Here is a 25702-nt window from a genome sequence, read left to right on the forward strand (position 1 = left end):
CCCCCCCCCCAGCACTGCGCTCGCACAATCTCACATTCCGCTGGCGCTGCAGCCAAGCGGAAAGCGTGGGCGTCAATAAGAAAAAATAGGCCCCCTACCGCAACAATGTGAACTACTCCCCATTAGTTGGACTGAGAAATCAGTTACCGACTAGTGGGGAGTAGTTGTCATTGAGAGCACGAAGTTCGCTAAGTGCCGAGGCTTAACTTTATGCGCTTTTAAGTACTGCGCTCAACTACTGGTCAGCGACCAACAACTCCGCAATCTGGATGGTATTCAGAGCAGCGCCCTTACGCAGATTGTCGCCAGAGACAACCAGCACCAGGCCACGCCCCTCCGGAACCGACTGATCGACACGGATACGACCCACCAGGGACTCATCCACACCAGCGGCGGCAAGCGGATTCGGAACGTCGACGACCTTCACGCCCGGCGCGGACTCCAGCAGTTCGGTTGCCTTCTCTACGGACAGAGCATTCTCAAACTCAGCGTGAATCACCAGCGTGTGGCCAGTGAACACCGGAACGCGCACACAAGTACCAGCAACAGCCAGCTCGGGGATAGACAGAATCTTGCGGGACTCATTGCGGAGCTTCTGCTCCTCATCAGTCTCCAGCGAACCATCATCAACAAAGTTTCCAGCCACCGGCAGCGCGTTGAAAGCAATCGGTGCGACATACGGACCAAAGTCCTCCGCAACCAGAGCCGAACCATCAGTGGTCAGCTTCTCCAGGTTGTCGATGTTCTCGCGCACCTGGCCAGCCAGAGTATTCACACCAGCAAGGCCCGAACCCGAGACCGCCTGATAGGAGGACACACGCAGACGCTGCAACCCGGCCTCGTCGTGAAGCGGCTTGAGAACCGGCATCGCGGCCATGGTGGTGCAATTCGGATTCGCGACAATGCCCTTCGGGATGTCCTGCAAAGCATCCGGGTTGACCTCGGAGACCACCAACGGGACCTCCGGATCCTTACGCCACGCCGACGAGTTATCAACAACAACAGCGCCAGCAGCCGCAAAACGCGGCGCCTGCTCCTTCGACAGCGTGCCGCCAGCGGAGAACACCGCGACATCAATGCCCTTCAGATCCTCATCCGAAGTAGCCGCGACATCCTCGACAACAATCTTCTCGCCGCGGAACTCCAACTCCTTGCCCGCACTACGAGCAGAAGCGAAGAAACGAACCTTATCGGCCGGGAAATTACGCTCCGCCAACAGGGTGCGCATCACACGGCCAACCTGACCAGTGGCACCAACAACAGCAATCGTGGTCATAAGAACTCCTTAACGTCCCGTACCAGCGTAAACAACAGCCTCGGTGTCGCCACCGAGATTGAAAGCGTCGTGCAGAGCCTTCACAGACTTATCGACATCCTGGTCATTAACCAGCACCGAGATACGAATCTCAGAAGTGGAAATCAGGTCGATATTCACACCCTCATCAGCGAGCGCCTCACAGAACGTCGCAGTCACACCCGGGTGGGACTTCATGCCAGCACCGACCAAGGAGACCTTGCCCACGTGATCGTCGTAAAGCACGTCGTTCCAGTCATTGTCAGCCTGCAGCTTCTTCAGCAACGCCATCGCCTTCGGAGCGTCCTCGCGCGGGCAGGTGAAAGTAATGTCAGTGCGGTTATCCGCGATGGTAGAGACGTTCTGCAGCACCATATCGATATTGATCTCCGCATCCGCAACAGCACGGAACATCTTCGCCGCCTGGCCCGGATCATCCGGAATGCCCAGCACGGTCACCTTCGCCTCGGAGCGGTCATGCGCCACACCGGTCAACACTGCTTCTTCCATAGGGATATCCTCCATCGATCCATCAACAAGGGTGCCAAGTTCATTGCTATACGACGAACGCACACGCAACGGAACATTAAACGCGCGGGCGTATTCGACACTTCGCAGCTGCAAAATCTTCGCGCCAACCGCAGCCATCTCCAGCATCTCCTCGAAGGAAATGTTGTCCAAACGCTGTGCGTCCGTCACAATGCGCGGATCCGCGGTGTACACGCCATCCACGTCGGAGTAAATCTCGCAGACGTCTGCCTCCAGAGCTGCCGCGAGGGCAACCGCAGTGGTATCCGAGCCACCACGGCCCAGCGTAGTGACGTCCTTAGTCTCGCGGTTTACACCCTGAAAACCGGCCACCAGGCAGATATGGCCCTCATCGAGAGCCTCACGAACACGGCCCGGAGTGACCTCGACGATGCGGGCGTTACCGTGGCGCTCCGTGGTGATCACGCCGGCCTGCGAACCGGTGAAAGACTGGGCCGAGGCACCGAGGCTTGCAATCGCCATAGCGACCAGTGCATTGGAAATACGCTCACCGGCGGTCAGGAGCATATCCATCTCGCGTCCCGGCGGGACCGGGTTGACCTGCTCAGCGAGGTCCAGAAGCTCATCGGTGGTGTCGCCCATTGCCGAGCAGACAACCACGACGTCATTGCCCTGCTTTTTGGTTTCCACAATTCGTTCTGCAACACGACGAATGCGTTCGGCGCTCTCCAGGGATGAACCACCGTACTTCTGCACAACCAGTGCCATGGTCGGCAACCTCCAAAAACTAGGCAACTATATGCACGTAACTATTATTGACTCAATTTACTTGAGTCGCATTCGTAATTACATAGTGGGTTACCAAAACGTAGCTTGCGGGGGTTGCGTGGAGGGTTTGGATCGGGTTGCGTAGGGGTTGCGGGGTTATTGGGCATGGGTTGGGTGCGGATCGGACGCTGCTGCGGGCTGCAAATGTGAAACTGACTAAGTTTATGACAAAAATATGCCCTGAAACTTGTCAAAACTGACATAAACCTAGTCAGTAACTCTCGGTACTGTGCCAAGAACTCCGGGCTCAGCCAGCTCCACTCCGGGCTCCCCGGCCCGAGCTCAGTCAGCATATCGGCCGAACCAGCTAATTCCCGAGGCGCTGCGGGCACCAACCACTGCCCCGCCCAACCCCTGCGAAGTGGACATGACAAGTGTTGCATGCCTAGCATTCCCTACGTGAACAATGACCTTCTCGCTGCGATACTGGCACTGCTGTCCGCACTCAGCATCGCGTGGGGAACCGTCATCCGCCACAACCTCTCCGGAACACTGGAAGAGGGCACCAGCACACTTCGCGGAGTGGCGAAGACCCTGAAGCTGCCGCGCTGGTGGCTGGGCTCGGGCCTGGCGATTGCCGGGTATGTATTTCAGGTCGCGGCGTTGGCATTCGGCACGTTGCTCCTGGTGCAGCCGTTGCTGGTCATGAAGCTGATGCTCACGCTCCCGCTGGCGGCGAAGGTCAATGGTCGGCGGATTTCGCGGTCAGAGATGATTTGGTCCGTGGCGCTTACTTTTGCGGTGGCGACGCTGGTGTTGCTCGGCAAGCCGACTGCCGGCTCCACCGATATCCCCACCTACCTGTGGGGATGGGCTCTTGCCGTCGGTGGCGTGGTCACCTGCGGGCTTTACGCCGCTGCAGTTCAGTGGCCCAACACCGGCACCGGCACCGGCGGCGGCTCAGACACCAAACAGCGCGGAGTGCTACGCCAGAACCCGAAGGCCCTGCTGCTCGGCACGGCAACCGGCTGGCTGTACGGCTTCGTCGCGCTGCTGTCTAAGTCGGTGGTCGATACCTATGTCAACGACGGACTCGTCCAGCTCCTGCTCTCCTGGGAACTCTGGCTGCTGGTGGCACTGGCGGTTATTGGCGTCGGCCTGCAGCAGGCGGCTTTTAACGCGGGACCGTTGCAGGCTTCGCTACCAGCTATGACCGTCGTGGAGCCGATTGTTGCCTTCAGCTTGGGATACATCGTTCTTGGTGAACGCTTCCAGGCAGTTGGTGTGCAGTGGGTGGCGCTGTTTATCGCACTGGCGACCATGATTTCTGCCACTATTGCCCTGGCGGCTCGGCCGGCAGAAGCCACCGCCACAGCCTCCACAAGCGCCCCAAGCACCGAAAACACCGCAGACACCGCGACCACCGACACCACAAGCACCGCAACCACCGACGCCCCAAGCACCGAAATCACCACCACAGACTCCACCGATGCCACCGCTCGGTAAGTAGAGTTCAGCTCTCCCGGGTTGCATGACCTAAATTGGTATGTGCACTTATTAAGTCGTTAGCGATTTGTCGGCCTGGCTATCCCCTGCCCGGGAACTATCCCTGGTGAGAAAGACCCGTGGCCGCTATGCACAAGGTCACCAAAGGTAGGACTCGATGGGGCGTCATTCCCATTCCAAGCGGGCAACTTCCAAGCGGGCAACCAACACCAAAGCAAAGCCCCAAAAGGGCAAGAAGCTCAACTCGAACACCATCATCGCCCTGCTGCTGATCATTGGCGGTTTGGGCGTGCTGCTGTACCCGGTTGTCGCAACGCAGTGGAACAACTTCCTACAGGCCCGCGCCGCAGATGAATACTCCAAGCTGGAGAAATCCGCTCCTCCTGAGGTCTTGGACACCGCCTGGAATGAGGCCCACGAGTACAACGCCAGCCTCGGCGAGGTCAATCCCGGCGATGCCTGGACCACCTCCGATGACGAGTCTTCCCCGGAGTACCAGCGCTACCGCCACTACCTCGACGTGCTTGGCGAGACCGACGCGCTCGGCCGCATCGTCATCCCGTCCATCAACTCTGACCTGCCCATTTTCCACGGCACGTCGGAAAAGTCGCTTTCGCGCGGTGTCGGTCACCTCTACGGCACCGACTTCCCGGTCGGCGGCGTGGGCGAGGGTGAAGGTCGTCACGCGTCGCTGTCGGCGCATACGGGTCTGCAAAATGCGACGCTGTGGGACAACCTCGACAAGGTCAAGAAGGGCGACGCGTTCTACATCGCAGTCGCGGGTCACAAGTTGAAGTATGAGGTCCACGACGTAGCCGTCGTAAAGCCGGATGAAACCGATGCTTTACGACGCGTCCCCGGAGAAGACCTGATCACCCTGATTACGTGCACGCCTTACGGCATTAACACGCACCGACTGCTGGTGACGGGGCATCAGGTGCCGATGGATCCTGACGAGGAGTCCGTGTTCGACGGCAGCGGTTCGCAGTGGCAGTGGTGGATGTGGGCCATCCTGGCAGCAGCGGCGGTGATCATTGCGCTGCTGATTTGGTGGCTGCGGAAGCTCTCGCGCGACGGCAAGGGCGAGCCGGAAGCCGAGCGCGAGAGCGACGAGACAGAGAATGACGAGGCGGAGGATTAGGCCCCCTTACGAAGTCGCCATCACCTTCGTCTCCTCGATTGCGTTCTTGATCTCGTTGATTCCCTTTTCAAAGATGCGCTGAAGGCCCAGCGCCAGAATCAGCGACGGGATGATGAACAGCGCCAACATGAACATCAGCTTCCAGTAGTCTGCCTCATAGATACCGGCGATGGAGCTGCGGAACATATCGATCGCGTAGGTACCCGGCAGCCAAGGGCTAATGTTCTGGACCCACTGTGGCACCAGCGGCAGCGGATACGCGCCACCTGCGGCCGAGACCTGCATCACCAGCAACAGCACGCAGATGGCCTTGCCGGCGTTGTCGAAGGTGAAGACGAACGAGAAGACGATCATCATAAACACCAGCGAAATCACCCAGCCGGCCAGCAGCATCAGGAATCGGTGTGCGGGATCGATGCCCACGTACACCTGGAGTCCCAACACCATCAGTGTGGACTGAACCAGGCCTACGCTGGCGAAGGTGGCGAACCGGCCGAAGTATTTCTCGACGCGGGTGTAGTCATCGGCCTGCGCAGCGTTGATTTGTGCGTCACTGGTCGGCTCGTCGATTTCATCGCTGGCTGCATCGCCCTGCGCATCATCGACTGCATCGCTGACCACATTCTCGGCCTCATCATCGCCGACCTTCTGTCCGTCGCGGCTACGGACCGTGGTGCGGATCAGCACCGACGACAGCAGCGCACCGATCCACAGCGCGAGGGTCGCATAGAACGGCGCCATACCCGCACCGAAGCTCTGGACTGGGAAGACGGGGTCTTCCTCGACCTGCACCGGCGCGGCCAACTGCGCTGCCAGGGCACTTGGGTCATCACCGACGGCCTCAGCAATTCGCGAGAGGTCACCGGTGTCCTTCGCCTCTTCCAGCGCGTTGTGAATCTCGTCGAAGCGAGCCGCCAGATCATCAAAACGGTTGCTCAGGCCCATCGTGGCGGCGCTAGTCTTACGCAGCGTATCCACCGGCGAGCCGGAAATCGTACCGCGGATGCCGCGAATGTCCTCGCCAATGACCTCGATGTCGTTGCTCAGACGCGACACCGGCTCCGACAGTGCGTCGATCTGCGGGCGCAGGTTCTGCTCGTAGGAGTTTTTGGCATTTTCCACAGCGGCAATCGCAGCCGTGAAAGCGTCCTTCGCCTGGCTTATCGACGATCCCGTATCCCGGCCACCGCGCAAATCCGCCGCCACGGCGGAGAAACTCTCCTGCAGCCCACGGGTGCGAGCAATCGAGGTGTTCAGATCGGAAATCGCGCGGTCATAGCCCGGCTTAGCGACACCCGGAACCACTGCCCCCACGGTGTCCTCCAGGCGGTCGCGCATCGCAGTCAGGCCATCGGCCTGCTGGCCGAACTTGGCCGCCATCGCGTCAAAGGTATCTGCGGTCGCGCCGCTGGTGGCCTGGGTGCCGTCGACAAGCTCGTTGACGCGGTCGCGCACGCCTTCGTAGCTCGACTGCGTTGCGTCGAGCGCCGTGCTAACCGAGTCGCGAACATTGCCGACCGCGGCTTCCAGATCGCCTGCGACGTTGCCGTCACCCGAACCATTGCGCAGAATGTCCATCCGCGCACCAGCGTTTTCCAAAATGGAATCCGCGGTCTCCACCAGCGGCACGGTGGTCTCCACCAGCGTGGACAGCGAACGAGCAGTCTGCGCACCGGAGCGCAGCCGCGCGGCGGTGTCATCAACGCGGTTTTGCACGCGCGTCAGTGCCTGCTTGGAGTCGGAGGTGTTTAGATACTCATCCAGCGAGGTGATCACGCCCAGCCCAACACTGGCGACGACCTGCGTGAAGTTCTTGTCAATCTCCTGAATAACGCCACTCGCGCCCTTACTCGTAATGATTGACGAAAGCGCGTTCTTCTTCTCATTCGTATAGAGCGTCAGCTTAGGCGCCTTGGTGCCCCGGACGTAGAAGGTCATCAGTTCAGTACTGAAGTTCTCCGGAAGCACGATTGCCGCGTAGTAGTCACCGGACTTAGTGCCGTCGATGGCGTCCTCAGAATCCGTAATCTGCCAGTCAATTTCGTGGTTACGGCTCAGCTTCGACAGCACCTCATTGCCCAAGTTGACGTCAATCGCACCGATATCCGTGCGATGACCACGGTCATTACTGGCGACCGCAATCTTCAGCTTGTCGGTGTTCTCAAACGGCTCCCAGCTGGCCAGCACATTAAAGCAGGTGAACAGCAGCGGAATCAGCACCAGACCGAAAACCATGATGCCGGTCATCGTGTTCTGGCGGATCACCCGAAAGTCATTCCGCACAATTTCAAGAACGTTTCTCATTAGGCTTCACCTTCTGGGGAAGTCTTCACGCTTGCCGACGACACCTTCGCCTGTGGCTCAAACGAATCACCAGCATTTTCCAGCGAGTACGCATGCGGATGGGAAGTTTGGTGCTCCATGTAGGCGCGCAGCTCCTCCTCCGACATCTCGCTGAGCTCCTGGGCGTGAATCACAGACTGCTTGACGTACTCGCGCACCGCGATGTAGGCGAGGCAGAGCAGCACAAACAGGCAAGCCAGACCGAAGAACAGGGCCTTCTGATCCGGGTAGTTACGGGCCAAAATACCCAGCACCACCAGGGCGGCCACGGCGATGCCAATGGCCATGCGCATGAACAGCGTGTAGCTGCCACGCAGATTCTCCATCCGCTCGTCGACTCGCGTCTGGTACTCCTCGCGGTTGCGCAGCGCGAAGACCAGGTCACTGAGCTTGTACCCACTACCGACCAGGTGGACTTCTTCGTTGTTGACCAGACCGCCCTCTTCAAGCTGGTGGTTAACCAAGACGTTGACCGAGGACAGACTGCGACGCAGCCAGTAGCCGACCACGTAGGCGATCGCTGCCATGACCATTAGGGTGAGCATGTTCTTCAGGTAGTAATTCGAGTAGAAACCACCAATGGTCTCGCGGAGAGCATCAATGCCGTAGGTCAACGGCAAGAACGGATTCAGCGCCTGGAAGAAGTCCGGGGTCATCTCAATTGGATAGAGACCGGCGGCGCCAGGAATCTGAATAAACGCGAGCACTACTGCAATACCACGTCCCACGTGGCCAAACGCCGACACCAAACTGTAAATAATGGCGAGATAACACAACTCCACCACGACACAGGTGAGGACGAACGCAACCGCGCTGACATGCTGCACACCAATGACGATGTCACCGATAGAGACAATCAGCGCCTGGAAAGTAGCGATGATGCCCAACAGCAATGTGCGCCCCATGTACGCCTGGCCCACCGTGATTTCCTTGAAACCTTCCGCGTCGACTTCCACGCGGAAAATCACAATCAGAATGAACGCACCAATCCACAGCGACAGGTTGGTAAACAGCGCCGCCATACCCGAGCCGTAGTGATCCACCGGGAACACGGCCTCGGTCTTAACCTCAGCCGGATCGCTCAGGAACTGCGAGATACCCTCAGGATCGAGGTCGTTGACCATGTTCATGGCTTCGCGCTCTTCGGTGGTGCCCAGGGTAAGGACATCGAGACGCGCGGTTTCCAGACCATCGCGCACACCATCAAGGTCGGCCTTGAAGCTCTCGAGGACCTGATCCGCAGCAGAAAGCTGCCCACTCGTAGCGTCGAGAAGCGCGGACGTTTCCTTGACGGTGTCCTTTTGCGCGCCCAGCGCCGCCGCGTACGAACCCACGCGCGCGTTGAGCTGATTAAGCGCCTTGCTCAACTGCGGAAGTGCGTCCTGGGACGCCTGACGAATCTGATCCGAGGCGGCCTTGCCGTCCTTAGTGGCCTGCGCCAATGCCTCGCTGGTGGCGTTGAGGGAGTCGAGAGTTCCCTGCGCCGAGCCAGAGACATTCTTCAGGCCCTCCACCAGCTCTTTATTGGTGGCGTTGCTCTCGTCGAGCGCATCGATTGTGCGCTGGATTGCCTGTTTATCCGGGCCGTTGAGCGGGCTGGCATCCAACAGGGAATTCAGGCCGCCAATGACCTGATCCGCCTGCTTGACGATGTCCTCCGCCGCAGCCGTCGCGGAATCCGAACGGGAAATTGCGCCCTGCAGATTGCCAGTCATCGCGCCGATCGCGGCGTTGGCGTTACCGGTGCCCTCTACCAGGGCGGTACTGCCCTGCAGGTAGGCGTCGTTGAGATCCGCGGAGAAATTCAGGACCTCGTTGTTGAGCTCACCAGTAATCGCCTGCACCTGCGTCAACGCATCCTGGGCATCGTCGAGGGCCGTATCTACGCTGCCAAGAGTCTTCTTAATCTGCGCAATCGTCGGCTGCAGATCGCCAATCTGCTCCTGGATAGCGCCGACTTCATCGCGGCTATTGGCAACCGCATCAGCGACATCCTGGAAAGCGTCGGCGGAATTGAGACGGGCAGCGTCGAACCGGCCCTGCATCAGGCCACCGGCTTCCTTGACCTCTTCGGTGACCGCCTTCGCGATCTCCTTATTAAAGGAAGCGGAAATCTGGCCATCAATACCGGACGCGCCCTGCGCCGTGATGTGCGGCGAGATCGCGTTGATTTTCTGGTTAGCGCGGTATTTCAGCTTTGCTGGATGCCCCTGCCCTTGAATCAGGTCAACCATTTCCTGCGAGAAATTCGGCGGAATGGTGATTTCGGCATAGACCCTGCCGCGCTTTAGGTCCCGGTCTGCCTTCTCGGCATCGGGGAACTGCCAGCCCAGTTCATGATTTTGTTTTAGTTGTTTGACCACCTGGTTACCGATATTGAGGCTTCCGGTAACCGAGGAACTCGCGCCCTTGTCCTCATTCACAATTGCCACACCGATGTTCTCGGTGTGCTCGTACGGATCCCAGAAGCCCGGGATGTTGAACCAGGAATACAAGGCAGGGGTAATCATCACGCCGATGATAATCACCCACACTCTTGGGCTATTGCGGAGACGGCGCAAGTCTCGCTTCAGAATAGACCAGCTAGTTTGCACCTTAAGGACGCTATCATCTTTACCCCGCTAAATACATTGGTCCTAGCTTTAGAACTATCGATGGGCGGGGTGGGTGGCGTGTGGATGGCTGAGCATATTTCCCCCACTAAAACCCCCGAATGATGAAATTCATATAACCATCGGGGTAAGGTACATCACATGCAACGCGGACTACTGCTTCTATGCCGCGGCGGGGCTTGGGTTTAAGGCCGGCTCCCCGTCGCGGGGTAAGTTGTGCCGGCCTACAAGAAAAGTCCGAATTAGAAAGGCCCACAACATGTCTCCTTCCGATGCTTTTATTTCCGCTCCTTCTGTAATCTCCACTCCTGCTGGCGAGATTCCGGAAGGACAGCCTGCTTGGAATAAGCAGCGCAACTCCCAGATGGCAACCAACCGCTACCTGCCTTACGACCAGGAAGTTCAGGACTTCCAGCTGAAGGACCGCACCTGGCCGGACAAGCGCATTACTAAGGCACCGGTTTGGTGTGCCGTCGACCTGCGCGACGGCAACCAGGCACTGATTGATCCGATGAGTCCGGAGCGCAAGCGCCGCATGTTCGAGCTGCTGGTCCAGATGGGCTACAAGGAAATTGAGGTCGGCTTCCCGTCCGCTTCCCAGACCGATTACAACTTCGTGCGTGAGATCATTGAGAAGAATATGATCCCGGACGACGTCACCATCCAGGTTCTGGTCCAGGCTCGCGAGCACCTGATTCGCCGCACCTTCGAGGCATGCGCCGGCGCAAAGAACGTCATCGTTCACTTCTACAACTCCACCTCGATCCTGCAGCGCGATGTTGTGTTCCGTAAGGACAAGGACGCAATCAAAAAGATTGCCACCGACGCGGCGGAGCTGATTAAGACCATCGCGAAGGACTACCCGGACACCAACTGGCGCTGGGAGTACTCGCCGGAGTCCTACACCGGCACCGAGGTTGAGTACGCCAAGGAAGTTGTCGACGCCGTGGTGGATGTCATCGACCCGACGCCGGAAAACCCGATCATCATCAACCTGCCGTCGACCGTGGAGATGATCACTCCGAACGTCTACGCAGACTCCATCGAGTGGATGCACCGCAACCTCAACCGCCGCGACTCCATCATTCTGTCGCTGCACCCGCACAACGACCGCGGCACCGGCATCGCCACCGCCGAGCTGGGCTACATGGCCGGCGCCGACCGCATCGAGGGCTGCCTCTTCGGCAACGGCGAGCGCACCGGTAACGTCTGCCTGGTCACTCTGGGGCTGAACATGCTGACCCAGGGCGTCGACCCACAGATTGACTTCTCCGACATCGACCTGATCCGCCGCACCGTCGAGTACTGCAACCAGCTGCGCGTTCCGGAGCGCCACCCGTACGGCGGCGACCTGGTCTTCACCGCCTTCTCCGGCTCGCACCAGGACGCAGTGAACAAGGGTCTCGATGCAATGGCGGACAAGGTTCGCCCGGGCGCCGCCGTCAAGGAGCTTTCTGACGAGGACCTGCGCTCGGTGACCTGGGAGGTTCCTTACCTGCCCATCGACCCGAAGGACGTCGGTCGTTCTTACGAGGCCGTTATCCGCGTGAACTCCCAGTCCGGTAAGGGCGGCGTGGCCTACATCATGAAGACGGACCATGGCATGAACCTGCCGCGCTCCATGCAGGTCGAGTTCTCCTCCGTCGTGCAGGCAGTCACCGATGCCGAGGGCGGCGAGGTCAACTCCAAGGCCATCTGGGACATCTTCGCAGGTGAGTACCTGGACCGCGAGGCTCCGCTGGAGCAGATCGCCCTGACTGTCGATGCAGCTCAGAACGAGTCGGACGCCACCAAGATCAAGGCTCACATCGTCTACGAGGGCAAGGAGCAGACCGTCGAGGGGGTCGGCAACGGCCCGCTGGCCGCTTACGCTAACGCTCTGGAGAAGCTCGGTGTCAACGTCGAGGTCCAGGAGTACGTCCAGCACGCTCGTACCGCAGGTGACGACGCCGAGGCTGCGGCCTACGTCCTCGCAGATGTCAACGGCACCAAGGTCTGGGGCTCCGGCATCGCTGGTTCCATCACCTACGCATCGCTGAAGGCAGTCACCAGCGCGGTCAACCGCGCGCTGGCTTAAACTCCACAGAGTTACTGACTAGGTTTATGACACTTTCGTGGCAAATTTTGTGCTCAAAGTGTCATAAACCTAGTCACTTTCTTTTTGGGGCAAACTATCCAGCGGTCCCTCGGCCCCACTACCCAATTACCCAACTACCCAATCAACGGGCCAGCATTGCGCACATCCGCACGGAAAGTCACCCCACCTGCGGCTACCACGCGTTCGCGCTCGATGAGGATTGAACGGAGCGTCGATAAGCGAACTGCGTGCAATTCCACCTCTTTCCACACCACCCTCGCGACATCCAGCCCCGTTGCGCGCAGCGAACGCTCGCGGTAGGTCTCCCGCGTGAGCAGCTCGGACTGAGCCGCAGGCGTCGGCGCGACCTCGCTTGCCGAATACTTGATGTGGCCATCGAACTCCACGACAAGCAGCAGGTCAGGGATATAAAAATCCACGCGGGCGAGAAAGTGCGGCGGATCGTGGCTGGTGCCGCGAGTCCAGATTTCGGCTTGCTCGTGGAACTTCAGTCCGAGCTCGAGAAGAGCGGCTTTAGTCAGCGCCTCACCGGCCGTTTCGCAGCGACCATGACAGACCGCGAGCGCACGGTGAAACAGCTCTTGACCCCGCACGCTGGGATAATGCACCGGGAGCTCCTCAAGCTGATCGCGCGTGGCGCCATGCCGCAGCGCACCTTCGACAGCCAACACCGCCGCCCGCCACGACACGGACTCCGGCCCCTTCTGCCTGAACCGGACGCGACACTCATCGAAGGCCGCACGCGCGAGCACCGCGACCCGCCGGTCCGCGAGCCCCTGCGTGTGATCCAGATGGATCTCCGAGCGCAGGCGCATGCAATAGTCGATGCCGTGGAACTCCTGACTCCCGCCCACGACCACAATCTTCGCATCGCGCACCAGCACCCACGAACCGTGCAAGGCCAGCGCTGCAGCTCCCGAAATAACGCCTGACGACGTCTCGGAGACCACCGCCAAAGCAGTAATAGCCAGGCGTTTCTCGCGGTGGAGCCCCTCCCAGGCGTGCGCGACTACATAGTGACCTCGGCAAAGCCGCTCCAGATAACCGGCCCGCGCTTGCCTTGCGACCTCGCGGTATCCATTCCCCGGCTGGTCATCCGGCCTAATGATTCCAAACTGGTCCGCCACCAGTTGCTTGCGTTTCTTGTTGACCATTTCTCCCCCGCCCCGTGGTTGTTGTCCTGTGGCTGTTGCCCCGTGGTAGTTATTTCGTCCTTATTTTTGTGGCGCTGTTTTGTGGCTCTATTTCGTGGCCTTGGCTTGTGGCACTGTTTTGTGGCCCCTATTTAATAAGGCGCGGAAATTGCCCTCGCGGTTCCATTCCTTTTCGGCTGAGCACCCAGTCGGGGGAAAACTTTTGGGCCTTGCGTGGTTTTTGTAGTTTGCGTGGTTTACGGGACCCGTGTGACCGTGCCCCACGGTCCTTCTGAGCTTGAGGCCGAGCTAGTGCCCAAGTTACTGACTAGGTTTATGACACTTTCGTGGCAAAATTTGTGCTCAAAGTGTCATAAACCTAGTCACTTTCTCCGCGGGTGAGCGCACCCGCTAGTCTTGAGGCATGACTGAATCGGCGCGCGAGGAGCGCAAAGCGACTGGGACCTCTTCTCAGACGAAGAGGCGGCGGCGGAATCGTCGCCGTTCTCAACGCGCGTCGTCAGCGGGCGCGAAAACACCACCAACAGCACCGGCTTCCACCACAACGGACGCAGCCACCACCGACGCGGCCACGACCAGCGCGGCTACTACCGGCGCAACCGCAACCGGCGCGAGTACCGCTGGCACACCCACAACGGCCACAACCACACCCGCCACGGCCGAGACCGCCGCAACAAAGGCCGCTGACGAGCACAAACAGTTCTCGTCGGCGGAGGACGCTCCTTACGCAATCGTGTCCATCCAGGCCACGGGCATCCATCCCAAGACGTCTCGGCTGGTCAGCCTGGGAGTGTCCACCGCCGACAGTAGCGGCAACATCGTGGACACCTGGCATGTCGTCATCAATCCCACCGAGGATCCCGGCCCGACACACCTCCACGGCCTCGAGCCCGCGGACTTCGAGGGGGCACCGAAATTCGGGGTGATCCAGGCCAAGCTCGCGCACGCGCTCGATGGGCGCACGTTGGTTGCTCATAATGCGCCGCTGGTCTGGGGTTTTATAGTTGCCGAGGCCAAGAGGGCCCGTCGTCAAGCGAATCGTGAGCGGTCCGCGCGGAATAAGCGGGGGCGTCGTCGTACGCGCACTCGCGTCGCGCGGATTCCGGCGCCCGCACGGATTGCCGATACGTTGGAAACGGCGCGTCGCCAGGGCAAACGGCTTGACGACGCTCGCCTGCGCGCCGTCGCGCGCGCCTACGGCCTCGATGTGCCTTCGCCCGAGGCATCGATTGCTGGCATCTCGGTGCCCGAGCGGGTGCGGACGTTGGATGACGTCACCACCACGCTTGCGCTCTTCCGCGCACAGGGCGGGCTCGATGCGGGCGCAACCGTGAACATGTACACGCCCGACCAGCTGCGCGAAGACATTGTGGGCCTGCAGCGCTCGGCAGTGCGTGTCGACGCGATGGAAGCGCCGCGCCCCGTGGAGAACCCCGGCCGCTATACGCCGGGGCGGAAGCTCGCGGAGGGCATGGAGTTCGTCGTGGCACCAGAGGTGTCGCTGGACCCGGATGAGCTGATTGAGGCGGGAGTGCGGGCTGGGCTGGCCTACTCGGAGAAGGTCACGCGAGAGTCATCGGTGCTGGTGTGTAACCGACCTGCGGATGTGACTCCGGATCAACTGACGGGCAAGGCCATGCATGCCCACCGGAAGGACATTCCGATCGTTTCCGATGAGGCATTCTTGCGACTGGTCGGAGAGATGGAGAAATAGGGCTCGGGCTTTTTGCCAGCGCATTCGTTCTATGAATTATTCACAGTAAAATACACAGTTATGAAAGAAGGCACTTCACATAACGACGTAAGTGACCACAGTCGCGACCGCGCAAGCTCCCCGAGCCTGCGCGCTCGGTTTGCGACTGCCGCCGCTCACGCCGCCACCTGGGCTTCCCGGAAGTCCGGTCGCGGCGCGGGTGGCATGATTGGTGGCCTGATTGCGCAGAAGATTGACCCGCGCATTCTGGCTTCCCTCGGCAAGGGACGCCCGGCCGCGATCATCACTGGCACCAACGGCAAGTCCACCACCACCCGTATGTTCGCGGCCGCCATGCGCGCCGCTGGCCACAACGTGGCCACCAACGAGGGCGGCGACAACATGGACGCGGGTATTATCTCCGCGCTGCTCGCCACTCCCGATGCGGACAGCCTGGTCCTGGAGGTCGATGAGCTGCACGTCCCGCACATCGCAGAGGACCTGAAACCGCAGGTCCTGGTGCTGCTGAACCTTTCCCGCGACCAGCTCGACCGCGTCGGCGAGATCAACAAGATTGAGGCCACACTCCGCGCTGCGGTGGACGCTAACCCGCAGGCGACGGTCATCGCCAACTGCGACGACCCACTCATCGCGTCGGCTGCGTGGGATGCCAAGAAGGTTATTTGGGTCTCCGCGGGCGGTGGCTGGACCAACGATGCCACCTCTTCCCCGCGCACCGGCGGCCCCATCATCCAGGACGGCCACAACTGGTACGCCGTGAAGCCACTCCCGGACGGCTCGGAGTTCAAGCGGCCAGAGCCGGACTACCGCATCACTGCGGAGGGAGTCATCACGCCTGCTGGCGACACCCTGCCAATGAACCTCACGCTGCCGGGCAACGCCAATCGCGGCAACGCCACCTTGGCGATTGCGGGCGCTGTCGATATGGGCGCGGACCTGGAGAAATCCCTCCGGGCCACCGAGACCGTCGACAACGTTGCGGGCCGCTACTCCACCATGGTTGTGAGAGATGACAAAGGCGCCGAGAAGCACGTGCGCATGCTGTTGGCCAAGAACCCGGCCGGCTGGCAGGAGGCGCTGTCCATGGTCGACCGCACCGCAGATGCAGTGGTCATCGCAGTCAACGGTCACGTCGCTGACGGCGAGGATCTGTCCTGGCTGTGGGATGTCCGCTTCGAGGACTTCGACGGCATGGATGTGCTGTCCGCGGGCGAACGCGGAACTGACCTCGCGGTGCGGTTGCTGTATGCGGGCATCGATGCGAGGTTGGTCGCAAATCCGCTGCAGGCGATCCGGTCGTGTGAGGCGCGGGGGTCGTCGTCAAGCGTTACCCGAGTTGAGGTGCTGGCGAACTACACCGCCTTCCGCGATTTGAAGCGCGACATCGAACGAGCACAGGAGGAAAAGTAAATGAGCGAGCTGTCTATCGGCCTGATCCTCCCGGACGTGCTGGGCACCTACGGCGATGACGGAAATGCGCTGGTGCTGCGGCAACGCGCGCGGATGCGTGGGATTGACGCCGAGATTGTCCCGATCAAGCTGGGCGATGCCGTCCCCACCGACCTGGATATCTACACCGTCGGCGGCGGCGAGGACGTCGCACAAACCATCGCGGTGGAGCATCTGATCAATGACGGCGGCATCAAAAAGGCAGCCGAGGCCGGGAAGCAGGTCCTCGCGATTTGCGCGGGCTTCCAGATCTTCGGCAATTCCTTCCGCGCGGGCGGACGCGACGTCGCAGGTCTCGGCCTTGTCGATTGCACCACCGATTCGCTGGAGTCGCGCGCGATCGGCGAAATCTGCACGCTCGTCGATCCCACGAACGGTTTGCTTGACGACGTCGACGCCAGCCCACTGACTGGCTTCGAAAACCACATGGGTCGCACGACCCTGGGTGCCGATGCGAAGCCGCTTGGTCGGGTTGTCCGTGGCGTGGGCAATACCGGCCCGGAAGTGGAGCAGGCGGACTCCGGGATTGCTCCGGGAGTGGATGTTTCTGCACTCACACCGACCGGTGGCGCCGAAGGCGCGGTGCAGGGCTCGATTATCTGTACCTACCTGCACGGACCTGTGTTGGCTCGCAATCCGCAGCTGGCTGATCTTTTGCTGGCCCGCGCTACCAACCAGGACCTGTCGAGCCTGGCTCCGCTAGACCTCGAGGTCGTGGATAAGCTGCGCGAAGAGCGCATCCTGTCCAAGCCGCGTCCGAAGAGCGAGCGCTAGTTTTGTAGTTTCGCGCGCGGCCGGTTGGCTGGACGGCGGCTAGACCTTCAGCCGGCCCGTCAGCGCGCGGGACAGGGTGAGTTCATCGACGAACTCCAAGTCACCACCGAGCGGCATGCCGGAGGCCAACCGAGTGACCTCGAGATCCGGGAAGTCCCGCAGCAGCCGGGCCAAATAGGTCGCGGTGGCTTCGCCCTCGGTGTTGGGGTCAGTCGCGATGATGACCTCGTGGATTTCAGGGGGTTGGGTCTCGTCGACGTCGTCAAGCACGCCTGCGATGCGTTGCAGCAGCGTGCGGATATTGAGCTCGTTCGGACCGATGCCGCCGAGCGGATCGAGCGCCCCGCCGAGCACGTGGTAGCGACCGTTGTACTCCCCCGTGCGCTCGATGGCCTGGATATCGCGCGCTTCTTCAACGACGCACACCAAACCTCGGTCGCGGCGTGTGTCCGAGCAGTACTGGCACACATCGGTTTCCGAAATGTTGCCGCAGACCCGGCAGAATTGCACACCCTCGCGCACCCGACCAAGCGCGGATTGGAGCCGGCCGATGTCCTCCGGCTCCGCCTTCATCAGGTAGAAAGCGATACGCTGAGCTGACTTCGGGCCGATGCCCGGCAGGCGCGAGAACTCATCAATGAGATCTTGGAGTGGTCCCTCGAACAATGATAATTACCTACAAATACTGGTCTGAAAAGCTAATTTAGAAACCGAGGCCACCGAGACCGTCGAAGCCCTGGGACAGCGGGCCCATCTTCTGCTCCGCCAGCGACTGCACCTTAGCGGTAGCGTCCTGGAAAGCAGCGAGAACCAGGTCCTGCAGCCCGTCGACATCCTCCGGGTCAACGACCTTCGGATCAATGGCGATGTCCGTGACCTCGCCCGAGCCCTGCATAGTCACCTTGACCAGACCGCCGCCGGCCTCACCGACGATGGTGGAAGCGACGATCTCCTGCTGTGCTGCCTGCAGCTGCGCCTGCATCTGCTGTGCCTGCTGCAGAATTGCGTTCATATCTGGCTGAGTCATAATTAATGTTCCTAACTATTGTGCTCTTTACGTGCTGATTTGTAGTTACGCGCACGCTTCTAAGGCTCATCGCCCATGCTTTACGACGCGCATCGCCGCCCCATTCTAACGGCTCTAGCGGTCTTCTAGCGGTTTGGCTCCCAGCTCCTTTTCCAGCATCTCCATGACCACGTCCTTTAGCGAGCGGTGATCGAGAGACCCGACCTCGTTCGCGGCCTCGAAATACTCGGAGGTGTCCTCTTCGTAGTTGTTGTCCTGCGGGGTTTGGGGAACCGGGTTGTAGTTGGTGTTGGCGTTGGAGTTGTAGTTGGACGGGTTGCGCGAACCGTAGCTCTCTGTGCCCTCTGCGCCCTCTGGTGGAGCGAACTCCTCCATCGGCTCTGGTGGCAGCGGGACGCCGCCGAAGCCCGAATCCTGATTGGCCTGGGCCTGAGCATTTGCTTGAGCGTTTGCTTGCGCATTGGCCTGGGCCGCGCGCAGGAATGACTGCGGCTGGTTTGGCTGCTGCGGCTGTTGCTGGGCCGGGTTCGAGTTCGGATGAGCTGGCTGGCTTGGTTGGCTTGGCTGATGTGGCTGTGCCGGCTGGTCGTGACCTGCCTGCTGTCCCATTGCAGCACGCTTGGCGGCTTCGATTTTGGCACGGCGCTCAACAACGGATGCGTATGCCGACGACCGCTGCGGACCTGGCTGCGGCTGCTGTACCTGCTGCTCAGATGTCTCTGGTTGCGCTGGTGCTGCGAGTGTCGGTGCAGGGGCGGTGTCGTTCGGCGAGGACGAACCTCTTGACGACGAATCATCCTCCCCGGAACCACCACCAGTAGCCGTTGAGCGCGGTGCGCGCGGGCGCGTACCGACGACACAGTGCACCTGGCCATTGAAGCCCGTCACCTGCTTCACTGCAGCGGACAGCGCCTGAGCGTAATCAGGCGTATTGAGCCTGGTAGCGAGCGCTCCTGTGCTGTGCCCAATGACGAGCGTGTCGTTTTCGACATCGAGCGGTACCGCCTGCTCGGCCAACACGCGAATGGGGAACGCATGCTGTCCGTCGACTGCTGCGAGAATCTCCTGCCAGTGCTCGCGGATTTGCTCGATACCGGCGGGTGCAGGTTCGGGCTCCGGCTGTGGTGTTGGTTCCGGCTTCGGTTGCGGTACTGGCTCTGGTGCTTGCTGAACTTGCGGTGCCGGCTGCGATTCCGGTTCCTGAGTAGTCTGCGTTGGCTGCTCAGGCTGGACTGGTTGCTCGGGCTGGGCGGCCTGAGTTGGCTGTTCAGAGTGAGCTGTCGAGGCAGAGACAACTGGCTCTTCCTCGACAATCGACATCGAGCCGCCTTCCCCCTCACGCTCGCGGGTTTGCTGCTCACGCTCCTGCGCAAGCTGCGCCCGAGTCTGCTGCTCGCTGATGCGGGCATGCTCCGCCATCTTCCGACGGAACTCACGAATCTTCTCCGCCTGAGCTTCTTCCTCGGACATCGGCTGCTCAGCCGGTTCAGACTGCTGCGGTTGTTCGGCCTGCTGAGGCTGTTCAACTGATTCGGCCTGCGTAGGCTGTTCAGGCTGTTCAGGCTGTTCAGGCTGTTCAGCGGTCGCAGTAGGTGCTTCTGGTGCAGGCTGCGGCTCAGTCACCGACTCCTGCGACACCGGTGCCGCTGCCGCTGGTGCAGGCTGCTGCTGAACAGGTTCAGGCTGGGACTGAGGCTGCGACGGTGTCTGCGCTGGCGCTGCCTGCCCAGCACGACTGCCCTGGGTCTGCGCACCCTTCTTACGCTGGGCATTCCGCTGGCGCCATGCCTCACGAGCCGACTGGCCAGACTGCATCGGCGAAGCATCGGCCTCAGCCGCACCCGACCCCGGCCCCGCATCGGAAGACACCGGTGCCGATGCGGGGGTTGCGGCCCCCGAGCCGTCGGCAAGCGCGGGCCTGCCGTGTTCCAACGCCTCTACGCGCTGCAGCAGCGACTCCACGGAGTCTTCGGTGGCGGGCAGGAGCATGCGCGCGCACAGGACCTCGAGCAGCAGACGCGGCGAAGTCACGCCGCGGAAGTGACGCAGGCCGTCAGAGAGCACCTGCGTGAAGCGCGTCAGGGTAGCCGGGGGAATTGTCCCGGCCTGCTCCAGGACGCCGTCGATTTGGCTCTCCGGAATCTCTACAAGCCCCTGCTCCAGCGCGTTCGGCACTGCGGACAGCACCAGCAAATCACGCACTCGGCCAAGCAGATCCGAGGCAAACCGAGCCGGATCCTGGCCCGACATAATCACACGCCCGACCACGCTAAACATGGCCGCGCGATCGCCTGCCGCCAGCGCCTCAATCGCATCCGTGATGATTACGCTGTCAGTGACACCGAGAATGGCCGCAGAAGTCTCATAATCCACACCATCGGTGCCGGAACCAGCAATGAGCTGATCCATAACCGACAGCGAGTCACGCGGCGAACCGCCACCGGCCTGGATGACCAGCGGATACACGTCCGGCTCTACCCGCACACCCTCGGCCGTGACCACACGCTCAAGCAGCCCGCGCATATCCGGCGGGGTCAAAAGCCGGAACGGATAGTGGTGTGTACGCGAGCGAATCGTCGGCAGCACACGCTCCGGCTCCGTGGTCGCAAAAATGAAGATGAGATGCTCCGGCGGCTCCTCCACAATCTTCAACAGCGCATTGAAACCCGAGGCGGTAATCATATGCGCCTCGTCAATAATGAAGATGCGGTAGCGCGACTCCGCCGGCTGGAAGATAGCCTTTTCCCGCAGCTCACGCATATCTTCCACACCGTTGTGGGAAGCCGCGTCCAGCTCAATAACGTCCAAATTGCCCGGACCACCCGGCGCCAACGCACGACACGACGCACACTGGCCACACGGTGTCGCCGTCGGCCCCTCCGCACAGTTCAAACTGCGCGCCATAATGCGCGCCGACGAAGTCTTGCCACAGCCACGCGGCCCGGAGAACAAATACGCATGGTTAATGCGGTTGGGACGCCCCTGCGCATCACGAGATTCCAACGCCGCCGACAGCGGGTCAGTTACGTGCCGCTGCCCCACCACTTCGGCGAACGATGCCGGACGATACTTCCTATACAGAGCCACGTGCTCAGCCTACCTTCCACCCCGGACCGGCTAGTTCGAACCCTCCTGGGAAACAACCGACTCGCGGCACCAATCCCGCAGGTCAGCGTCCACTTCGGCCAACTTCTGCATCAACGCCTGCGGACCCTGCTGCTCATAAAACACCAGCTCCGCATCCGTAATTGGCACCAGCTGCGTCATCGTGGTCATGCGCCCCTGCGGCGACTCCACATCGCCCTCATGCAGGCTGATCTTGCCCGGCATCTCGGACACATTGGGCACCCCGTCGCTCCACACATACGGCACCGTGCACAGCACGTGCGCCACGGTAAAGGCCGCGCTTGACGACGACTCCCCTACCTCGGCCACCTGATCGGCCGCCAGCCGCACCGCATTCGGAATAACACGGCCCGGAATTGGCGACAGGAACTCCGGTTCTTCCTCCACCAGCGCTCCCGCGGCCGCGACCATGGTGGCCACGGGAAAATCAGCGTATGCGACGGAGAAGAGCTCCACGCGGATATCCGTCTTTGCTGCGCCGGTCAGGCCACAGTAGTTGCGGCCCAACTCCACGGTGGCGGCTGCCGTTTCCGGACGACGCTCGTTCGCTTGGCCGTCCGGCCCGTCGTAAAGCGAGAACTCAGCGACCCGAAGCGGAGCCGAATCGTGTTCCTGCCCGTGCCGGCCACTGGCCGGCAGCTCCGTCACATACTCGCCGACCTGGGGTTCTCCGGGGAAAAGCCCGGAGATCCAAAACTTCGTCTCTTCGAAGTTCATATAGTCCTATCCCGACCTACCTGGCTTACTTGGCCTACGCAGTCGCTTTCTCAGCGGCGGCGAGCAGCACACAGGTAGCGACGCCATCCATAGCAACCTCGAGCTCCTCCATCGGAGGCAGCGACGGTGCCAGGCGGATATTGCGATCATTCGGATCCTGCTTCAGCGGGAAGGAAGAACCAGAACCGGTCAGCGCAATGCCGGCCTCCTTAGCCAGCTCCACCACGCGACGAGCAGTGCCATCAACCACGTCGAGGTTGATGAAGTAACCGCCGGTCGGCTTCGACCACTCTGCCACGCCGTACTCCGTCAGGCGCTCATCCAGAATCTGCAGAACCTTCTCAAACTTCGGAGCCAGCGAACCTGCATGACGGCGCATCTGCTCGCGCACACCCTCCGCGTCACCGAAGAACTTGGCGTGAGCCAGCTGGTTGACCTTATTCGGGCCAATGCCGCGGATACCAGCGTGCTTGAGGTAATCCTCCAAGTTGGCGTCCGAGGAAGCGTAGAAAGCAATGCCAGCGCCTGCGAAGGTGATCTTCGAAGTCGAGCCGAATGCCCACACGCGGTTCGGGTTACCGGCCTCTTCCGCCCACTTAATGACGTTGTGGATCTCCGGGAACTCATCCGTCAGCGTGTGAACCATGTAGGCGTTATCCCACATCAGACGGAAATCCGGAGCGGCGGTCTCCATTTCAACCAGACGGCGGCAGACCTCAGCGCTGTAGGTCACGCCCGTCGGATTCGAGAACATCGGGACATTCCACATGCCCTTAATCTGCGGGTCGGAGGCCACCAGCTTCTCCACGACATCCATATCCGGACCGTCTTCGTTCAACGGCACCTGGATCATCTCAATGCCGAAGTGCTGCGTGATGGAAAAGTGCCGGTCATACCCCGGAACCGGGCACAGCCACTTCAGCACCGGCTCCTCGTTCCACGGGCGCTCCGAGTCCACGTTGCCGAACTGCATGGCCCACGAAATCAGGTCAAACTGGATGTTCAAGCTGGAAGCATCCTGTGCCAGGACGTTTTCCACCGGCAGATCCAGCAGTTCCGCCCAGATAGCGCGGATATCAGTAATGCCCTTGGCGTTGCCGTAATTGCGGACATCCTCCCCAGAAGCCGAAATGTAATCCGGCGCTGGGAGACCCAGCAGGGCGTTTGCGAAATCAAGCTGCTCCGACGACGGCTTACCACGAGTCAAATTCAGTGCGAGGTTACGGGATTTCAGTTCCTCATATGCCTTCGCAAACTCATCCTTGTGTGCCGCCAGCTGCTGAACATCGAAGGAATCCACGGCCATGGTGTACGCACCCTCCCAGGTATCGGACATAAGTTAAAACCTGACAAAACTGGCACGGAAAGCTTTTTCCCCGCGCCGCATCCGGCTTTGCAACCAAGTGTAAGGCATACCCCGGATTGGGATTTCTACAACTTCCCCGACAGCGCATCCAGACGCTGCTTACTCGGCCCCTCCAAGCCGATAATTTCCACCTCTTTGCCCCGGTCAGCAAACTTGACCCGCACCGAATCCAGCGCCGCCACCGTGGAAGCATCCCAAATCTCAGCCTCAGACATATCGATGACAATCCGCTGCGCAGGATCGGTGTAGTCGAATTGGTACACCAGGTCGTTACTGGAGGCGAAGAACAACTGACCCCGCACCTTGTACGTCCGGGAGTGGGCGCTGGGGTCGTCGTCAAGCACTTCAATCCTGACCAGGTGAGCGACACGGCGCGCGAACATCAGCGACGCCACGACCACACCCAAAATCACCCCGATGGCGAGGTTATCCGTCGCCAGCGTGGCGATGACCGTCACCAGCATCACCGCCGTCTCCGAACGCGGCATCAGACGCAACGTCCGCGGGGAAATCGAGCGCCAATCGACCGTGTCCACCGACACCACGACCATCACCGCAACCAGCGCCGCCATCGGAATCACTCCAACTGCAGAACTGAGCAGAAGGACCAGAATGAGCAGGAAGACACCGGAAAAGAGCGTCGTCAAGCGAGTGCGTCCCGACGATTCCTTCACACCCACCATCGTCTGACCGATCATCGCGCAGCCAGCGATGCCGCCGAAGAAACCGCCCGCGATGTTCGCCACGCCCAGCCCCCACGTCTCGCGGGTCTTGTCCGAATGTGTGTCGGTGATGTCGTCCACGAGCTTCGCCGTCATCAGCGATTCCATGATGCCGACAATCGCCACGCCCACCGAATACGGCGCAATCAGCTGCAGAGTCTCCCAGTTCAAGGGCACATTCGGGATCAGCAGCTGCGGGAGGGATTCCGGGAGCTCGCCCATATCGCTCACGTTCGGCACGCGCCAATCCGCCACCACCGCAACAAGCGTGACGACGAGCACAGTCACCAGCGGAGCCGGAATCGCGGTGAACACGCGGGGCAGGAACACCATAATCGCAATACCAAAAGCGACCAGCGGATATACCAGCCACGGCACATCGATGAGATGCTCCAGCTGCGCAGTGAAAATGAGGATGCCCAGCGCGTTAACAAAGCCAATCATGACCGCGCGCGGAATGAAACGCTGCAGCTTAGCGATACCCAGCGCCGCAAAAGCAATCTGCAACACACCCGCGAGCAGCACCGTTGGAATGAGGTAATCCATCCCGTACGTCCGCGACAACGGCGCGACGACGAGCGCAACCGAACCAGCGGCAGCAGTAATCATGGCCGGGCGACCACCCGTAAAGGCAATCACGATGGCCATAATCACCGAGCTAAACAGCCCCACCGCCGGGTCCACGCCCGCCAAGATGGAAAACGAAATGACCTCGGGGATCAGCGCGAACGACACCGCAGCACCGGCCAGCAGCTCGGTGCGCAGGCGCTTCGGTGAAGAAACTGCGAACCGGAAGGAGTCCCACACGCCCATTGGGGCTGGGGTTTCTCGGGTTTCGGGTGGTTCTGGTGTTTCTAGCGGTTCTCGTGTTGTCTGTGGTGGTACTCGCGTGTCGTCTGCATCGCTCATGCACAGTATTCTTCCAGACCAGCGAACGCGACCACTTGTGGCCAAGGTATTCACCTATCGATGCGCTGCAGCGTGGCCATAAGTGAATAGCTCATCGATAGGTGAAATGGCCTGGCCAATTTCGCGGGGATAAGTGCCGAAAAAACATCGATAGGTCACAGGAAACCGCCGACAAGTGCCCGAAACCTAGCCATAAGTGCCAGAAGAACGCCGGGGATAAAAAAAGGGGACCCCACGCACCCGTCAGAGCTCGCTGACCCTTGCTGCATTCCTGCCCTGGGGGAGTTCACGAGATGGACGCCACATGGGATCCGTGAAGACAGCCTACTACAGGCCCACGCAAAAAGTCACACCACAAGCATTCACCGCGCGGCTTTATGCAGCGCCGCCACAAGATCCGTGACCAGTTTCGTGACAGCTTTCATGACAGTTCCCCGCCTCCCCGCAGCCCCGGCATACAGGGTTAAGTAAAGAAAAGTGTGTCCGCATGCCA

At 60.7% G+C, this 25702-nt stretch carries 17 protein-coding genes and 1 other RNA gene; 6 read left to right on the forward strand and 12 right to left on the reverse strand.

Features of this window, described 5'->3' with window-relative positions; translation table 11 throughout:
• Positions 1–235: 235 nt before the first annotated feature.
• The gene (locus HMPREF2547_RS07780; protein WP_049171166.1) at positions 236–1276 is read right to left on the reverse strand and encodes an aspartate-semialdehyde dehydrogenase; all 1041 of its coding nucleotides are present in this window, start codon (positions 1274–1276) and stop codon (positions 236–238) included.
• Positions 1277–1285: 9 nt separating this feature from the next.
• Positions 1286–2551, reverse strand: coding sequence for an aspartate kinase (locus tag HMPREF2547_RS07785; protein WP_049193454.1), 1266 nt, complete (start codon positions 2549–2551; stop codon positions 1286–1288).
• Between the two features lie 459 nt (positions 2552–3010).
• Here HMPREF2547_RS07785 and HMPREF2547_RS07790 point away from each other — a divergent pair, with 459 nt between their 5' ends.
• A complete protein-coding gene (locus HMPREF2547_RS07790; RefSeq protein WP_187271227.1) occupies positions 3011–4057 on the forward strand; it encodes a DMT family transporter in 1047 nt (348 codons plus the stop codon).
• Positions 4058–4214: 157 nt separating this feature from the next.
• Positions 4215–5198: a class C sortase gene (locus HMPREF2547_RS07795; RefSeq protein WP_070605413.1), complete on the forward strand. Its 984-nt coding sequence runs from the start codon at positions 4215–4217 to the stop codon at positions 5196–5198.
• 6 nt (positions 5199–5204) lie between these two features.
• Here HMPREF2547_RS07795 and HMPREF2547_RS07800 read toward each other — a convergent pair whose 3' ends face one another.
• Positions 5205–7502, reverse strand: coding sequence for a YhgE/Pip domain-containing protein (locus HMPREF2547_RS07800; RefSeq protein ID WP_070605417.1), 2298 nt, complete (start codon positions 7500–7502; stop codon positions 5205–5207).
• Positions 7502–10135, reverse strand: coding sequence for a YhgE/Pip domain-containing protein (locus HMPREF2547_RS07805; protein ID WP_083296877.1), 2634 nt, complete (start codon positions 10133–10135; stop codon positions 7502–7504). Before HMPREF2547_RS07805 ends, HMPREF2547_RS07800 begins: the two co-directional genes overlap by 1 nt.
• A gap of 277 nt (positions 10136–10412) precedes the next feature.
• On the opposite strand from HMPREF2547_RS07805, the gene leuA reads away from it, so the two are divergent.
• A complete protein-coding gene (gene leuA, locus HMPREF2547_RS07810; RefSeq protein WP_070605420.1) occupies positions 10413–12230 on the forward strand; it encodes a 2-isopropylmalate synthase in 1818 nt (605 codons plus the stop codon).
• Between the two features lie 134 nt (positions 12231–12364).
• On the opposite strand, the gene HMPREF2547_RS07815 is transcribed toward leuA, so the two are convergent.
• Positions 12365–13405: a hypothetical protein gene (locus HMPREF2547_RS07815; RefSeq protein WP_049193462.1), complete on the reverse strand. Its 1041-nt coding sequence runs from the start codon at positions 13403–13405 to the stop codon at positions 12365–12367.
• Between the two features lie 403 nt (positions 13406–13808).
• On the opposite strand from HMPREF2547_RS07815, the gene HMPREF2547_RS07820 reads away from it, so the two are divergent.
• Genes HMPREF2547_RS07820 through HMPREF2547_RS07830 form a run of 3 tightly spaced genes read left to right on the forward strand, consistent with a single transcriptional unit; the run spans position 13809 to position 17342 of the window.
• Complete coding sequence (locus HMPREF2547_RS07820; protein WP_083296878.1) at positions 13809–15119, forward strand: exonuclease domain-containing protein; 1311 nt, start codon at positions 13809–13811, stop codon at positions 15117–15119.
• A gap of 60 nt (positions 15120–15179) precedes the next feature.
• A complete protein-coding gene (locus HMPREF2547_RS07825) occupies positions 15180–16529 on the forward strand; it encodes a MurT ligase domain-containing protein (protein ID WP_048733196.1) in 1350 nt (449 codons plus the stop codon).
• Positions 16530–17342, forward strand: coding sequence for a type 1 glutamine amidotransferase (locus HMPREF2547_RS07830; protein WP_070605423.1), 813 nt, complete (start codon positions 16530–16532; stop codon positions 17340–17342).
• A 39-nt stretch (positions 17343–17381) separates the two neighbouring features.
• Here the strand turns inward: HMPREF2547_RS07830 and recR are convergent, their stop codons facing one another.
• The 7 genes from recR to ffs all read right to left on the reverse strand — a co-directional run bounded on the left by recR (position 17382) and on the right by ffs (position 25525).
• Positions 17382–18008 carry a recombination mediator RecR gene (recR, locus tag HMPREF2547_RS07835; RefSeq protein WP_005511888.1) on the reverse strand — a complete coding sequence of 209 codons (627 nt, stop codon included), beginning with the start codon at positions 18006–18008 and terminating at the stop codon, positions 17382–17384.
• A gap of 37 nt (positions 18009–18045) precedes the next feature.
• Entirely contained in the window at positions 18046–18369 is a 324-nt protein-coding gene (locus HMPREF2547_RS07840) for a YbaB/EbfC family nucleoid-associated protein (RefSeq protein ID WP_005511884.1), read from the reverse strand.
• A gap of 114 nt (positions 18370–18483) precedes the next feature.
• Positions 18484–21456 carry a DNA polymerase III subunit gamma and tau gene (locus tag HMPREF2547_RS07845; protein ID WP_070605426.1) on the reverse strand — a complete coding sequence of 991 codons (2973 nt, stop codon included), beginning with the start codon at positions 21454–21456 and terminating at the stop codon, positions 18484–18486.
• Between the two features lie 30 nt (positions 21457–21486).
• Entirely contained in the window at positions 21487–22212 is a 726-nt protein-coding gene (locus HMPREF2547_RS07850; RefSeq protein ID WP_070605429.1) for a suppressor of fused domain protein, read from the reverse strand.
• Positions 22213–22246: 34 nt separating this feature from the next.
• Complete coding sequence (locus HMPREF2547_RS07855; RefSeq protein WP_176719102.1) at positions 22247–23518, reverse strand: aspartate aminotransferase type Ic; 1272 nt, start codon at positions 23516–23518, stop codon at positions 22247–22249.
• A 125-nt stretch (positions 23519–23643) separates the two neighbouring features.
• The gene (locus tag HMPREF2547_RS07860; RefSeq protein WP_016421869.1) at positions 23644–25113 is read right to left on the reverse strand and encodes a SulP family inorganic anion transporter; all 1470 of its coding nucleotides are present in this window, start codon (positions 25111–25113) and stop codon (positions 23644–23646) included.
• 317 nt (positions 25114–25430) lie between these two features.
• Positions 25431–25525: signal recognition particle sRNA small type (ffs, locus tag HMPREF2547_RS07865), an RNA gene on the reverse strand.
• Between the last annotated feature and the right edge of the window lie 177 nt (positions 25526–25702).

The sequence above is a fragment of the Corynebacterium sp. HMSC055G02 genome, from assembly GCF_001809065.1.
Taxonomy (GTDB): Bacteria; Actinomycetota; Actinomycetes; order Mycobacteriales; family Mycobacteriaceae; genus Corynebacterium; species Corynebacterium jeikeium_D.

Excerpts from the sequence above, each read along its gene's own strand:
- HMPREF2547_RS07780 (WP_049171166.1), bottom strand. The coding sequence starts at position 1,276 with ATGACCACGATTGCTGTTGTTGGTGCCACTGGTCAGGTTGGCCGTGTG.
- HMPREF2547_RS07785 (WP_049193454.1), bottom strand. The coding sequence starts at position 2,551 with ATGGCACTGGTTGTGCAGAAGTACGGTGGTTCATCCCTGGAGAGCGCC.
- HMPREF2547_RS07795 (WP_070605413.1), top strand. The coding sequence starts at position 4,215 with ATGGGGCGTCATTCCCATTCCAAGCGGGCAACTTCCAAGCGGGCAACC.
- HMPREF2547_RS07800 (WP_070605417.1), bottom strand. The coding sequence starts at position 7,502 with ATGAGAAACGTTCTTGAAATTGTGCGGAATGACTTTCGGGTGATCCGC.
- leuA (WP_070605420.1), top strand. The coding sequence starts at position 10,413 with ATGTCTCCTTCCGATGCTTTTATTTCCGCTCCTTCTGTAATCTCCACT.
- HMPREF2547_RS07815 (WP_049193462.1), bottom strand. The coding sequence starts at position 13,405 with ATGGTCAACAAGAAACGCAAGCAACTGGTGGCGGACCAGTTTGGAATC.
- HMPREF2547_RS07820 (WP_083296878.1), top strand. The coding sequence starts at position 13,809 with ATGACTGAATCGGCGCGCGAGGAGCGCAAAGCGACTGGGACCTCTTCT.
- HMPREF2547_RS07825 (WP_048733196.1), top strand. The coding sequence starts at position 15,180 with ATGAAAGAAGGCACTTCACATAACGACGTAAGTGACCACAGTCGCGAC.
- HMPREF2547_RS07830 (WP_070605423.1), top strand. The coding sequence starts at position 16,530 with ATGAGCGAGCTGTCTATCGGCCTGATCCTCCCGGACGTGCTGGGCACC.
- HMPREF2547_RS07840 (WP_005511884.1), bottom strand. The coding sequence starts at position 18,369 with ATGACTCAGCCAGATATGAACGCAATTCTGCAGCAGGCACAGCAGATG.
- HMPREF2547_RS07850 (WP_070605429.1), bottom strand. The coding sequence starts at position 22,212 with ATGAACTTCGAAGAGACGAAGTTTTGGATCTCCGGGCTTTTCCCCGGA.
- HMPREF2547_RS07855 (WP_176719102.1), bottom strand. The coding sequence starts at position 23,518 with ATGGCCGTGGATTCCTTCGATGTTCAGCAGCTGGCGGCACACAAGGAT.
- HMPREF2547_RS07860 (WP_016421869.1), bottom strand. The coding sequence starts at position 25,113 with ATGGGCGTGTGGGACTCCTTCCGGTTCGCAGTTTCTTCACCGAAGCGC.